Source organism: Pseudomonas mosselii (assembly GCF_019823065.1).
GTDB lineage: Bacteria > Pseudomonadota > Gammaproteobacteria > Pseudomonadales > Pseudomonadaceae > Aquipseudomonas > Aquipseudomonas mosselii.
The window spans coordinates 4,328,510-4,341,096 of the sequence record NZ_CP081966.1 but is presented as its reverse complement, the minus strand read 5'-3'; the positions used below and the strand labels follow the sequence as shown (position 1 = coordinate 4,341,096).

General features: G+C 65.8%; 9 protein-coding genes and 1 other RNA gene. 8 read left to right on the top strand and 2 right to left on the bottom strand.

What is annotated here, in order from left to right:
• Positions 1-248 precede the first annotated feature (248 nt).
• From K5H97_RS20050 to K5H97_RS20020, 7 genes are all read left to right on the top strand, one after another.
• Positions 249-908 carry a GntR family transcriptional regulator gene (locus K5H97_RS20050; RefSeq protein WP_028692855.1) on the top strand — a complete coding sequence of 220 codons (660 nt, stop codon included), beginning with the start codon at positions 249-251 and terminating at the stop codon, positions 906-908.
• A 3-nt stretch (positions 909-911) separates the two neighbouring features.
• Positions 912-4,400: a chromosome segregation protein SMC gene (smc, locus tag K5H97_RS20045; RefSeq protein WP_028692856.1), complete on the top strand. Its 3,489-nt coding sequence runs from the start codon at positions 912-914 to the stop codon at positions 4,398-4,400.
• A 205-nt stretch (positions 4,401-4,605) separates the two neighbouring features.
• The gene (gene zipA, locus K5H97_RS20040; RefSeq protein WP_028692857.1) at positions 4,606-5,496 is read left to right on the top strand and encodes a cell division protein ZipA; all 891 of its coding nucleotides are present in this window, start codon (positions 4,606-4,608) and stop codon (positions 5,494-5,496) included.
• 100 nt (positions 5,497-5,596) lie between these two features.
• Complete coding sequence (gene ligA / locus K5H97_RS20035; RefSeq protein WP_028692858.1) at positions 5,597-7,939, top strand: NAD-dependent DNA ligase LigA; 2,343 nt, start codon at positions 5,597-5,599, stop codon at positions 7,937-7,939.
• Between the two features lie 187 nt (positions 7,940-8,126).
• An RNA gene (gene ffs, locus K5H97_RS20030) (signal recognition particle sRNA small type) lies at positions 8,127-8,223 on the top strand.
• Positions 8,224-8,386: 163 nt separating this feature from the next.
• Positions 8,387-8,782: a hypothetical protein gene (locus K5H97_RS20025; RefSeq protein ID WP_036986831.1), complete on the top strand. Its 396-nt coding sequence runs from the start codon at positions 8,387-8,389 to the stop codon at positions 8,780-8,782.
• 23 nt (positions 8,783-8,805) lie between these two features.
• The gene (locus K5H97_RS20020) at positions 8,806-10,755 is read left to right on the top strand and encodes a hypothetical protein (RefSeq protein WP_028692860.1); all 1,950 of its coding nucleotides are present in this window, start codon (positions 8,806-8,808) and stop codon (positions 10,753-10,755) included.
• 30 nt (positions 10,756-10,785) lie between these two features.
• Here the strand turns inward: K5H97_RS20020 and K5H97_RS20015 are convergent, their stop codons facing one another.
• A complete protein-coding gene (locus K5H97_RS20015; RefSeq protein ID WP_028692861.1) occupies positions 10,786-11,190 on the bottom strand; it encodes a helix-turn-helix domain-containing protein in 405 nt (134 codons plus the stop codon).
• 84 nt (positions 11,191-11,274) lie between these two features.
• On the opposite strand from K5H97_RS20015, the gene K5H97_RS20010 reads away from it, so the two are divergent.
• Positions 11,275-11,769 (top strand): DUF2938 family protein, encoded by a 495-nt coding sequence (locus K5H97_RS20010; protein WP_028692862.1) that lies wholly within the window; start codon positions 11,275-11,277, stop codon positions 11,767-11,769.
• On the opposite strand, the gene K5H97_RS20005 is transcribed toward K5H97_RS20010, so the two are convergent.
• Complete coding sequence (locus K5H97_RS20005) at positions 11,730-12,536, bottom strand: substrate-binding periplasmic protein (protein ID WP_028692863.1); 807 nt, start codon at positions 12,534-12,536, stop codon at positions 11,730-11,732. The genes K5H97_RS20010 and K5H97_RS20005 overlap by 40 nt on opposite strands.
• Positions 12,537-12,587 lie beyond the last annotated feature (51 nt).

Genomic DNA, 12,587 nt, shown 5'->3' with positions numbered 1-12,587 from the left:
ATTGTTGTTCGGGCGGACTCTAAGCAACGCTTGACCCTGAGGTCAATAATTTTCTGACCCAAAGGTCAAGATTTTGCCCAGAGGCCTTCCGAACCGCTTCATCGAGCCTTTCTCCAAGCATAGTTCGCGCCGAGTGGGAAAGTTGACCCGCCAGTCGCACAAAGCGCGTCGCGCCGCTGCGCGGGCATGGGACAAGTGCGCTACAATCGCGCCCTTGTGCACAGCTACCCAGATCGCGAAGGAAAACCATGACGTTCAAGGCGCCGGACAGCCTCTCCGAGCAAATTGCCCACTACCTGGCCGAGCGGATCATCCGCGGCGAACTCGCACCCGGCGAGCGCATCCAGGAGCAGAAGGTCACCCAGGCCCTCAACGTCAGCCGCGGCTCGGTGCGCGAGGCGCTGCTCATCCTCGAACGCCGCCATCTGGTGGCGATCCTGCCGCGCCGCGGGGCCCATGTGACCGAGCTGGACGAAAACAGCGTGCGCAGCCTGTGCACCCTGATGGGCGAGTTCTACATCCTGCTGGGCAACGCCGTTGCACAGCATTGGCGCAGCGACAGCGACCTGCGCCCGTTCCTGGACATCCAGCAGCGCCTCAAGCAGGCCCACGCCGCCAAGGACATCAAGGCCTTCGTCGCCGACAGTTTCGCGGTGATGCGCGCAGCCTATCCGTTCGCCAACAACCCGTACCTGCAGGAAACCGTCGAGAACTTGCAGCCGGCCATGAGCCGCGCCTACTACCTGGCCCTGGACCAGCGCCAGGCCAACATGGTCGACTACCTGGAGCTGTTCGCCTGCCTGCTCGAAGCCGTGGTCGCCCGCGACCTGCCGCGCATCCGCGAGGTGCTCACCGCCTATTGCCAGCGCAGTTGCGAACTGGTGCTGGCGGCGCTGGCGCGGGTCTGATCGATGCGCTTGAAGTGCATCCGCCTGGCCGGGTTCAAGTCCTTCGTCGACCCGACCACGGTCAATTTTCCCAGCAACATGGCGGCCGTGGTCGGCCCCAATGGCTGCGGCAAGTCCAACATCATCGACGCGGTGCGCTGGGTGATGGGCGAAAGCTCGGCCAAGAACCTGCGTGGCGAGTCGATGACCGATGTCATCTTCAACGGCTCCACCAGCCGCAAGCCGGTCAGCCAGGCCAGCATCGAGCTGGTGTTCGACAACAGCGACAACTCGCTGGTCGGTGAGTACGCCGCCTACGCCGAGATCTCGATCCGCCGCAAGGTCACTCGCGACGGGCAGAACACCTATTACCTCAACGGTACCAAGTGCCGGCGCCGTGATATCACCGATATCTTCCTCGGCACGGGCCTGGGGCCGCGCAGCTACTCGATCATCGAACAGGGCATGATCTCCAAGCTGATCGAGGCCAAGCCCGAAGAGCTGCGCAACTTCATCGAGGAGGCGGCAGGCATCTCCAAGTACAAGGAGCGCCGCCGCGAGACCGAGAACCGCATCCGCCGCACCCAGGAGAACCTGGCGCGCCTGACCGACCTGCGCGAAGAGCTGGAACGCCAGCTCGAGCGCCTGCACCGCCAGGCCCAGGCCGCCGAGAAGTACCGCGAGTACAAGGCCGAGGAGCGCCAGCTCAAGGCGCGTCTGGCGGCCCTGCGCTGGCGCGACCTGGACCAGCGGGTGCGTCAGCGTGAGACGGTCATTGGCGACCAGGAGATCGCCTTCGAGGCCCTGGTGGCCGAGCAGCGTAACGCCGATGCCAGCATCGAGCGCCTGCGCGACGGCCATCATGAGCTGTCCGAGCGCTTCAACCAGGTGCAGGGCCGCTTCTATTCGGTGGCCGGCGATATCGCCCGGGTCGAGCAGAGCATCCAGCACGGCCAGCAGCGCCTGCGTCAGTTGCAGGATGACCTCAAGGAGGCCGAACGCAGCCGTCTGGAAACCGAATCGCACCTGGGGCACGACCGCACCTTGCTGGCGACCCTGGGTGAAGAACTGGCCATGCTCGAACCCGAGCAGGAACTGACCCTGGCCGCGGCCGAGGAGGCCGCCGCGACCCTGGAGGAGGCCGAGCTGGGCATGCACGGCTGGCAGGAGCAGTGGGACAGTTTCAACACCCGCTCCGCCGAGCCGCGCCGCCAGGCCGAAGTGCAGCAGGCGCGCCTGGCGCAGCTGGAGGCCAGCCTGGAACGCCTGGCCGAGCGCCAGCGCAAGCTGGGCGAGGAGCGTGACCAGCTCGGCGGCGATTCGCAAGATACCGAGACCTGCGACCTGGACGAGCAGGTGGCCAGCAGTGAGTTGCTGCTCGAAGACCTCCAGTTGCAGGAGCGGCGGGTGGTCGAGCAGTTGGACGCATTGCGCGAGCAGATGCAACAGGCCAACCAGGCGCAGCAACAGCAGCAGGGCGACCTGCAGCGTCTGGGCGGGCGCCTGGCGTCTCTCGAAGCCTTGCAGCAGGCCGCGCTGGAGCCGGGAGTCGGGGCCGCCGACTGGCTGCGTGCCCAGGGCCTGGAGCAGCGTCCACGGCTGGCCGAGGGGCTGCGGGTCGAGCCCGGCTGGGAGCTGGCGGTGGAAACTGTGCTGGGCGCCGATCTGCAGGCGGTGCTGCTGGATGACTTCACAGGCCTGGAATTCGCCGCGCTGGAGCAGGGCGAGCTGCGCCTGCTGATGGTCGGCGCGCAGGGCGCGAGTGTTACTGGCAGCCTGCTCGACAAGGTCGAAGGAAGCGTCGACCTGTCGCCCTGGCTGGGCCAGGTCATGCCGGTGGAGACCCTGGAACAGGCCCTGTCACGGCGGGGCTCGCTGGGCGCCGGGCAGAGCCTGGTCAGCCGCGACGGCTATTGGGTCGGGCGGCATTTCCTGCGGGTCAGCCGAGGGGGCGAGGCCCAAGGTGGCGTGCTGGCCCGTGGCCAGGAGATCGAGCGCCTGGGCCGGGAGCAGTTGGAACAGGAGGCCTTGCTCGAGCAGCTCGACGAGCAGCTGCAACGCCTGCGCGAGCAGCAGCTCGATCTGGAAGAGCAGCGCGAGCAACTGCGCCGTCGCAGCCAGGACGAAAGCCGCCAGCATGGCGAGCTCAAGGCGCGCCTGTCCGCCGGCCGTGCCCGTGCCGAACAGCTGGAGCTGCGCCGCCGCCGCCTGCAGGAAGAACTGGCCGAGCTGCAGGAGCAGCGCGCCCTGGAGCACGAGCAACTGGGCGAGGCGCGCCTGTTGCTGCAGGAAGCCCTGGACATGATGGCCCAGGATACCGAACAGCGAGAGCTGCTGATGGCGCGCCGCGACACCCTGCGCGAAGGTCTTGACCGCATCCGTCAGGAGGCCCGCCAGCACAAGGACCATGCCCACCAGCTGGCCGTGCGCCTGGGCTCGCTGCGCGCCCAGCACGACTCGACCCGCCAGGCGCTTGAACGCCTGGAGCAGCAGGCCGCGCGCTTGAGCGAGCGTCAGGAGCAGTTGAACCTGAACCTGGAGGAGGGCGAGGCACCGCTGGAAGAATTGCGCCTCAAGCTCGAGGAACTGCTGGAACGACGCATGAGCGTCGACGAGGAAATGCGTCAGGCGCGCCTGCACATGGATGAGGCCGATCGCGAGCTGCGCGATGCCGAGCGGCGCCGTACCCAGGCCGAGCAGCAGTCGCAACTGCTGCGCGGCCAGCTGGAGCAGCAGCGCCTGGAGTCCCAGGGGTTGGATGTGCGGCGCAAGACCTTGCAGGAACAATTGCTCGCCGACGGCTACGATCTTCAGGGCGTGCTCGCCACGCTCGAGGCCGACGCCAGCGAGCAGGGCACCGAGCAGGCCCTGGAGCAGCTCGAGGCACGTATCCAGCGCCTGGGCGCGATCAACCTGGCGGCCATCGAGGAATACGAACAGCAGTCCGAACGCAAGCGTTACCTGGATGCCCAGGACGCCGACCTGGTCGAGGCGCTGGAGACCCTGGAAAACGTCATCCGCAAGATCGACAAGGAAACCCGCAACCGCTTCAAGGATACCTTTGATCAGATAAATGCCGGATTACAGGCACTTTTCCCAAAAGTTTTCGGTGGCGGCAGCGCTTATCTGGAACTGACGGGCGAAGATCTACTCGATACAGGGGTGACGATCATGGCGCGCCCGCCGGGCAAGAAGAACAGCACCATCCATCTGCTGTCCGGCGGCGAGAAGGCACTCACGGCCCTGGCCCTGGTGTTCGCCATCTTCAAGTTGAACCCAGCACCGTTCTGCATGCTCGACGAGGTCGATGCACCGCTGGACGATGCCAACGTCGGGCGGTATGCCCGCCTGGTCAAGGAAATGAGCGAGACCGTGCAGTTCATCTACATCACCCACAACAAGATCGCCATGGAAATGGCCGACCAGTTGATGGGGGTGACCATGCATGAGCCGGGCTGTTCACGTCTTGTAGCAGTTGATGTGGAAGAGGCTATGGCCATGGTCGATGCGTAAGGGGTAAAGAAAGGGTGTGAACATGTAGGCAAAAGCCTCAGCAGACGCGACAGACGGTGTAAAGTTGCCTTTGGTCGTGCTAGCTTAATGTCACTTGTTTTTTGCGTGGGTAAAACGCCTGTCAGAACATAGAGTTGGCGCCACGTGTTAAAGGCCTTTGAAGCCTTTGTTTTCAAGCATATTTTTTATAGAGGCACGGGATTACATGGAAATCGGTCTGCGCGAGTGGCTGATCGTCATCGGCATCATTGTCATCGCCGGTATTCTTTTCGACGGCTGGCGCCGCATGCGCGGCGGCAAGGGCAAGTTGAAGTTCCGTCTGGACCGTAGTTACGCCAACGCCCCGGACGACGACAGCGGCAGCGCCGAGGTGCTCGGCCCTGCGCGTGTGCTGGAAACCCACAAAGAGCCCGAGCTGGACGAGTCCGACCTGCCGTCGGTGAGCGCCCCCGCGCGCGAACGGGAGCGCGAGCGCGAACCCAAGCCGGCCAAGGCCAAGCGCGGCAAGCGCAACCATAGCGAGCCGCAGCAGGGTGACCTGAACCTGGCCGCCGAGCCCCGCGAGCCCGACCTGTTCGAGGGGGGCGACGACGATTTCGCCGCCGACAACACCCGCGCCAACGGCTTTACCGCGCCGAGCACGCCGGCCAAGGAGCTGCCACCGGCCGAGGAAGTGCTGGTGATCAGCGTCATTTCCCGTGACGAGAGTGGCTTCAAGGGCCCGGCACTGCTGCAGAACATCCTCGAAAGCGGCCTGCGCTTCGGCGAGATGGATATTTTCCACCGTCACGAGAGCATGGCCGGCCACGGTGAAGTGCTGTTCTCCATGGCCAACGCGGTCAAGCCCGGCGTGTTCGACCTGGACGACATCGACCATTTCAGCACCCGAGCGGTGAGCTTCTTCCTCGGTCTGCCCGGCCCGCGCCATCCCAAGCAGGCTTTCGACGTGATGGTGGCTGCCGCGCGCAAGCTGGCCCACGAGCTCAACGGTGAACTCAAGGACGACCAGCGCAGCGTGCTGACCGCCCAGACCATCGAGCACTATCGCCAGCGCATCGTCGAGTTCGAGCGCCGCGCCCTGACCCAGAAACGCTGATGTTTACGAGCGGGCGGATCCAGCCTCGATCCGCGCCGCACTGACACAAGCAAAAGAGCAGCCAGGGGCTGCTCTTTTGCTTTGCAAGAGAAGACGACCCATGAACGCCGAATCCCGAATCCATGCCCTGCGCGCCGAACTCGACCAGCACAACTACCGCTACTACGTGCTCGACGAACCCAGCGTGCCCGATGCCGAATACGACCGCCTGTTCAACGAGCTCAAGGCACTGGAGGCCGAGCACCCGCACCTGGTGACCCCGGACTCTCCGACCCAGCGCGTCGGTGGCGCGGCGTTGGCGGCGTTCAGCCAGGTCCGTCACGAAGTGCCCATGCTCAGCCTGGGCAACGCCTTCGAGGAGGGCGACCTGCGTGATTTCGGCCGTCGCGTGGTGGAAGGCCTGGACCTGCCGGGCGGCGATCAGGCGGCGGTGGACTACAGCTGCGAGCCGAAGCTCGACGGCCTGGCGGTGAGCCTGCTGTACCGTGATGGCCAGCTGGTGCAGGGCGCCACCCGCGGTGACGGCACCACCGGCGAGGACATCAGCGCCAACGTGCGCACCGTGCGCAACATCCCGCTCAAGCTGCAGGGCGAGGGCTGGCCGGCGGTGCTGGAAGTGCGTGGCGAAGTGTACATGAGCAAGGCGGGTTTCGACCGGCTCAACGCCGCGCAGGCCGAAGCCGGCGGCAAGACCTTCGCCAACCCGCGCAACGCCGCGGCCGGCAGCCTGCGCCAACTGGACTCGAAGATCACCGCCAGCCGCCCGCTGGAGTTCTGCTGCTATGGCGTTGGCCAGGTGTCCGAGGCCTTTGGCGACAGCCATATCGGCATCCTCGAGAAGCTCAAGACCTGGGGGCTGCCGATCAGCCGCGAGCTGCGCCATGCCGCTGGTATCGAAGAGTGCCTGGACTACTACCGCGACATCGGCGCCCGCCGCAACGGCCTGCCCTACGAAATCGATGGCGTGGTGTTCAAGGTCAACAGCCTGGCCTCCCAGCGTGAACTGGGCTTCCGCGCCCGTGAGCCGCGCTGGGCGATCGCCCACAAGTTCCCGGCCATGGAGGAGCTCACCGAGGTGCTCGACGTCGAGTTCCAGGTCGGGCGCACCGGCGCGGTGACGCCGGTGGCGCGGCTCAAGCCGGTCAAGGTGGCCGGCGTGACGGTGTCCAACGCCACCCTGCATAACATGGATGAGATCGCCCGGCTGGGCCTGCGCATCGGCGACACGGTGATCATCCGCCGCGCCGGCGATGTGATCCCGCAGGTGATGCAGGTGGTGCTCGACCGCCGTCCGCAGGACGCCCGGCCGGTCGAGGTGCCCACGCAGTGCCCGGTGTGCGGCTCGCAGGTCGAGCGCACCCAGCTGGTCAAGCGTAGCAAGGGCAAGGAAACCACCAGCGAAGGCGCGGTGTACCGTTGCGTGGGGCGCCTGAGCTGCGCCGCCCAGCTCAAGCAGGCGATCATTCACTACGTGTCGCGTCGGGCCATGGACATCGACGGCCTGGGCGAGAAGAGCGTCGAGCAGTTGGTCGACGAGAACCTGATCCGCTCGCCGGCCGATCTCTACCACCTGACCTTCGACCAGGTGGTGGCGCTGGAAGGCTTTGCCGAGGTGTCGAGCAACAAGCTGCTGGCTGCCATCGAGGCGAGCAAGCGTCCGAGCCTGGCGCGCTTCATCTATGCGCTGGGCATCCCCGATGTCGGCGAGGAGACCGCCAAGGTCCTGGCCCGGTCCCTGGGCAGCCTGGCGCGAGTGCAGGTGGCGTTGCCGCAGGTACTGACCTACCTGCCGGACATCGGCCTGGAAGTTGCCCACGAGATCCACAACTTCTTCGAGGACGCGCACAACCGCGAAGTCATCGCGCAGTTGCTGGCCTGCGGCATGCAGTTGCAGGACGAGGGTGAGCTGGGCGCCGAGTTCGCTGCCAGCACCACGCTGGCCGGAATGCTGGCCAAGCTCGACATCCCCTCGGTCGGCCCGACCGGCGCCGAGAAACTGGTAGACAAGCTGGGCACCCTGGAGCGGATTATCGCCGCCGACGGTATCGACCTGCGCCAGGCCCTGAACACCAAGCAGGCCGAAGGCGTACGCGAGTTCTTCAAGGTCGAGGCCAACCAGCAACTGGCCCGTGCCATCGAGGCCCAGTTGCTGGACTTCGGCATGCACTGGTCGTGCGAGAAGAAGTCCGCCGAGGGCTTGCCGCTGGCGGGGCAGACCTGGGTGCTGACCGGCACCCTGGAGCGCATGAGCCGTGATATCGCCAAGGAAAAGTTGGAAAGCCTGGGGGCCAAGGTGGCGGGCTCCGTGTCCGGCAAGACCCACTGCGTGGTCGCCGGGCCCGGCGCCGGCTCCAAGCTGGCCAAGGCTGCCGAGCTGGGCGTCGCGGTGATGGACGAGGAGTCGTTCGTGGGCTTCCTGGCGGAGCGTGGTATCGGCGTCTGAACCCGCTTGCCTTTCGCCGGGCAAGCCCGCTCCCGCGGGTGATGAGGCGTGGGCGCGGGCTTGCCCCGCGATAGATTTGCCACAAGTCCTTGAGAAATGATGGTTTTTTCACGATCAAAGGTTGTAACTTCGCCCCGGCGCTGTACAATGGCGCGGCTCGTCAACTGACGAGCCGTCGTGGTGGCCCCATCGGTCCCCCCGCATTGATTACCCGTTAACCTGGTCAGGCCCGGAAGGGAGCAGCCATAGCGGGAACATCGAGTGCCGGGGTGTGGCTGGTGGGGCCGCCTCCATTTTGGGCGCAGGAATTTTCCGGCGTACCTGTCAGGCGTCGTCCAGCAGACGCGTTTCTTTACACCCTCGCACTGTTTTCCGCCTGCACGATCCCGCGTAGCGCCTTATCATGCATCCCATCGTGTTGGCCCATTCGGCCAGGAGATAGCGACCGTGGAACATGTCGACGACCTCACCCGCCAGAAGATCCGCGAGTGGCAGCTGCGCCGCCTGGAAATCAAGGACCAGATGGCCGCCAGCCCTGAGCGTGTGCTGGAGTTGTCGCAGGTGCTCGACCAGATGGAAGAAGAACACGAGCGTATTCTCGAGGCAGCGGTCGTGCCGGTGGCAGTAACGGCTGACGCGGCGGCCTTCGAGCTGCAGGTGCAGGTGTCGGCGCAGTCGGTGCGCGACTTGCGCAAGCTGCTGGAACTGGCGCTGCATGAGCTCGATGGCGTACTCGACGCACCGCGGGTGGGTGTCAGCTATCCCGGCGACATGTCGGGGTCGTTGGGGGCCTACCGCTTCGAATTGGTGGTGGGGCAGGCCGCTGAATCCGACAAATCTTGAGTGATCCCCGGACCCATACCGACATGCAGCCCGAACACTTCGATTTTTCCCATCCGGTGTACCTGCCGGTCAGCGCAGAGGTGTGCCAGGCCTTGCTGCAGGCCGAGGGCGCGCCTGCGCTCGATACCCTGGGCGACCCTGAACTGGCGGCCGTACTGGTGATCCAGAACCTGGCCCAGGCACAGGGGCAGGTCGATGCGCGGGCGGCGGAAAAGGTGCTCGGCAAGCTGTTGGCATGGGCGGTCGATGGCGCGCACTCGCCTGGCGTGGGCTTGCTGTCCGAGGCCCGTCGGCTGTTCGATGCGCGCAAGCTCTATTTTGGTCTCGAGGTGATCAAGGGCTCCAAGCTGCGCCTGCTCGATACCGAACAGGTTCAGGCGCGGGAGTACCTGCTGGCGGACGGCAAGTGGGATTTTGACTACCGTATCCGCCTGCACCACAGTGACAACCCGTTCAGCCAGCGGGTGACCACTGGCTTCGACAGCGAGCGTTGGCTGACCGTCGAGCAGGACAAGCTGCTCAAGGTCATCCAGGCCAACCTCGACGAGGACATCCATGTGCAGGGCTACGCCGGGATCGGCAAGAGCTACCTGCTCGGCGCGCTGATGGAATGCCTGCCCCGTGGCCGGGTGCTGGCCCTGGCGCGCACGCCGGCCAAGCTCGGTACCCTGCGTCGACGCATGGGGCTGGATGCCCAGGCCAAGGTCGGCATGACCTTTGGCCAGTTCGCCCGGGCCCTGCTCAAGGACACCCGGCCGGTTCCCGCCCGGACGGCCCAGCGCGGTCCCGGCAAGCGCCGGCTGGCCGAAGAGCTGGGGATCGTCGGGCTGCGCCAGTACGACGCCGAGCACGCCCTGGATATCTGCCTGGAAGTGCTGCGCAACTATTGCGAGTCGCGGGACTACAGCCTGTCCAGCCGCCACCTGCCGCATTTTCGCCAGGCGCTGTCCGGCCTCGATGCCCAGGTGCTGCTCGAGTACGCCAGCCGCCTGTGGCGTTACCTGGAGGCGCAGCCGGCCTGGGGCGCGCAGACCGGGTTCGAGGCGTTGCTGCTGCTCAAGCGCGCCAGCCTGGGTGGCTGCAGCGTGCCCGCGCGTTTCAGCCATGTGATCATCGACGAGAGCCAGGACGTGCCGGCCTCGCTGCTGCAGGTTATCGAGCGTGGCCGCCAGGTGCTGATCACCCTGGGCGACGAGTACCAGAAGGCCTCCGGCGAGGTGGTCAGGCGCGAGCGTCAGGTGCGCCAGAAGGACATGGCCTTCGCCGTGCGCTCCGGGCCCAAGGTGGAACGGCTGATCAACCCGTTGATCGGTGTGCACTCGAAGAAGTCCAAGGTCGCGTTCGAGGCGGCGCGGCATGTCGATGTCGGCATCGAGCACTTCCCCGAAGGGTTCGTCCCGCCCGAGGGCTGCGTGGTGCTGACCGCCTCGCGCTGGGACACGATGCGCTGGGCCATGGAGATGGCCGAGTCCAACTGCCTGCTGAACTTCCCCGACTGGCCTGACATGCGACGGTTCATGGTCACCGCGATTGGCCTGTTCAGGGCGGCGTTCTATGCACCGGGACAGGACGCCGAAGGGCCGCATGCGTACTTCGCGCACCTGCTCGACTGGCAGCAGGTGCGCGAGTCCGAGCGTTTCGATGCCGCGTTCCAGTGGGTTGAGGCGCGGCTGGAGGCGGGTTTCAAGCTTGCCGACCTGACCGGCCTGGACGCGCGGGTCGCCGCGCAGCCTGCCAGCCTCACGCTGTTGATGGCCGAGGAGGCCGGTGGCCTGGAGTTCGATCAGGTGCTGTTGACGCCGGAGCTGATGACCACCCAGCGCTTCAAGGACGCCTACGCCTTCGATGCGCGGATTTGCGCGGTGTACATCGCCCTGTCGCGGGCGCGTCGGCAGTTGTACCTGCCCTATGACGTGGAAGAGTGGATCAACTACCACAAGGGCCAGCCGTTCCGCGAGTTGCACGGCTACTGAGCCCGCTGTCGTACTGTGGTCTGGCGGGCCTTATCGCGGGACAGGGCGACTCCCACGCTTGCCCTTGCTGGCCGACACTTGCATCAGTCGCCGAAAGGTCGGGCATTGCAGGTGGTTCTCCTCGGGGCACACTGCCGCATGCCGCAGCCCTTTGCTCATCGCCTGCAGGCGCTTGATCCTCTGCTCGATCTCATCGGCCTTGACCAGCAGCAACGCTCGGTCAACCCGTTGCTCATCCAGCATCGCCGCCACTTCGTCCAGCGAAAAGCCTGCCGCCTGGCCCAGGGCGATCAGGGCCAGGCGTTCTGGCGTATCCGCCGGGAATTGCCGCCGTTGGCCATGGCCGGCGAGCGATGTGAGCAAGCCCTTGTTCGCGTAGTAACGCAAGGTCGACGCCGGCACTCCGGTGCGCCTGGCGACATCGGCAATGTCCATCTTAGCTCCCTTGACTTGAAGTTGACTTCAACTTGCATGCTGCTTGGCATCGACCTTTCCGTCAATCCGCCAAGGGCTTTCGTCATGAGCGCTTCTTCTCTCGCATTTTCCATTTTGCTTATCGGCATCGGCGCCACCCTGGTCATGGACCTGTGGACCCTGCTGCTCAGGCGCCTGGGCGTCACCACGCTGAACTACGCGCTGGTCGGGCGCTGGGCGGGCCACCTGTTCGCGGGGCGCTGGCGGCATGTGGCGATCGGCAAGGCCGCGCCGGTCAGGGGTGAGCTGGCGTGGGGCTGGTTGCTCCACTACGCCACGGGGCTGGTGTTTGCGGCGCTGCTGGTGGCTATTGCCGGGGAGGGGTGGTTGCTGGCGCCGGTCCTGTGGCCCGCGTTGCTGTTCGGGGTGGTCTCGGTGCTGGTGCCGCTGGTGGTGGTGCAGCCTGCATTGGGTGCAGGGTACTTCGCTGCGAATACGCCATCGCCCTTGAAGAGTTGTCTGTGCAGCCTGGTGACGCATTGCGTGTTCGGGATCGGCCTCTACCTGGCGGCGCTGGGTGTCGTGGCAGCAGGTATTTGAGGCCCTTGGTCATCGGCGAACTGGCGGGGCTGGCGACCATCGGTATACCGCTCGACGATTCGCTGCATCTCCCCGGACTCTTTGATCCGCACCAGCGCCCTGAGCACACCTTGGGTCGGCAGTTGGGGATCGTTGCGCACCATGCAGCCCAGCGCTTGCTCTTCCAGCACGGCCAAGGCTTGCAGGCGCTGCCCCGGTGGCAGTGAGCGGTTGTACCACTGCAATGACAGCTGGTTGCTGATCGCGTGACGAAAGCGTCCGGCCTCGAGCTTCTGCAGGGCCAGTAGTTGGTTGCGGCTGTCCTCGCGCTGCAGGCGGCCCTGGCTGAACAGGGGCTCCAGGGTGGGATAGGTGTAGCCGAGCACGGTGCCGATGGCCTGCGGCGGCAGTGTTTCCGGGCGGGTGGGACCGCTGTGGCCGGGGCGGCCGATCAGCAGGTCGCGCTGCTCAATGATGGGGATGCTCCACAGGTAGTCGCCCGGCCGGTCGGTCAGCCACTGGGTGGAGACATAGCAGCGCACGTCGATTTCGCCGGCTTGCATCGCCTCTTGCAGGCGCAGGCGGGCCATCACGTGGTATTGCGGGCGGGCATCGGTCTCCCGGGCAATGGCCTGCATCAGCTCGAACAGGATGCCTTCCACCGGTTGCTGGTCCTCGGTGCGCATCAACGGCATGCTCCAGCTCTCGGCGACGGAAAAGCGCAGCACCGGCGGTTGCGCCAGGCCGTGGGTGGTCCACAGTAACAGGATGGCCAGGACTCGCCGCACGCCTCATCCTCCCTGATCTGCCGCTGGTGTGCCCGCCTATGAGCTTAGACG